The organism is Mycobacterium parascrofulaceum ATCC BAA-614, assembly GCF_000164135.1.
Lineage (GTDB): Bacteria > Actinomycetota > Actinomycetes > Mycobacteriales > Mycobacteriaceae > Mycobacterium > Mycobacterium parascrofulaceum.
Genome location: NZ_GG770621.1, coordinates 1 through 1,125, shown reverse-complemented (window position 1 = coordinate 1,125; position 1,125 = coordinate 1). Strand labels below are relative to the sequence as shown.

The 1,125-nt window shown below is 62.7% G+C and carries 1 protein-coding gene; it reads right to left on the bottom strand.

Annotation, left to right across the window (positions count from 1 at the left end; genetic code table 11):
- Window positions 1-436: 436 nt before the first annotated feature.
- Complete coding sequence (locus HMPREF0591_RS29865) at window positions 437-1,069, bottom strand: TetR/AcrR family transcriptional regulator (RefSeq protein WP_007172625.1); 633 nt, start codon at window positions 1,067-1,069, stop codon at window positions 437-439.
- Between the last annotated feature and the right edge of the window lie 56 nt (window positions 1,070-1,125).

The following is a 1,125-nucleotide window of genomic DNA, read 5'->3' as shown; positions in this document are numbered from 1 at the left end:
CTACCGGCAATTTTGAGGAGTTCTCAAGAAAGTGGCGGACCCAGTTTTCTCATCTTAATGGCGGATCCGCGACCTCGACGGTTGCCGAAACTAGACAGCTTCGTCTATCTAGAGAAGGCGCCGCCGTAATGCGGCAACCGGCACTAGGGTCTGCACCGAGTTCAGTTGACTCGCGGGTGTGAAATTTTCATACCGAATCGCCCCGGTGAGTCCGGAGACTTTCTGTTCTGAGTACTCAGCCGGCGGCTGGTCTCTGCCGTTTGCCTCGTGTCTCCTCGCGCACCTCAGCAGCGACCGATGCCACAGTGACACCTTCAGGCGGCTACCGCCCTCGCACCACGGCGGGCATAAGGGGTTGCTACTAAAACTCCACGTTCGGTCGCTAGTCGGCTTGCCCGGCGGCCGATGACTCAGGTTGGCGACATGACAACGAGATTCATTCTGGTCGTGACGCATAGATTGCGGGCAGCACCAGCGTGTCGATGACCCGGCGCACGAACTCAGCGTCGACGGCGTCGCCGCTGATGATGCGCATAAGTCCCGTTCCGGTCACCACGTCGGCGATAAGGCTTACGTCCACGTCGGCATCAATCTCGCCGCGGTCGATGGCGTGCTGCAGGATCGTGGTCATCACGCGGCGGCCGCGGAACAGAATCAATTCGTCCAGTGCGCAGGCCAATTCGCGGTCGTGGACCGCCTGTAGCGCCACCCGCAGGATCAAGTCGTTGGAAACGAGGCTGTCGTCGTTGTGCTGCGCACGCGCCACGAGCGCATCGAGATCGGTCGCCAACGCACCGGTGTCGGGAGCGTCGTCGCTGAGCAGATCGGGCCGCCAGTAGACCAGTGCGTCGGTGATCAGCGCTACCTTCGACGACCACCGGCGGTAGATGGCCGCTTTGCCGACGCCGGCGCGTGCGGCGATGTCGTTCATGTTGGTGGCCTCGTAGCCGTGCTCGACCAACGCGGCCAACGCGGCATCGAGAATCGCGGGGTCGCGGGAGCGGTCCAACCGTCCGGCCGTGCGTTGCCGCAGTTTGGATTCCGGGCCAGTCGTTACGCCGGACTTCACAGCTTCTGGCCTTGCGGGATAGGCGCGGTATTCGCCTCGGGCTCGACCGCTTCTGT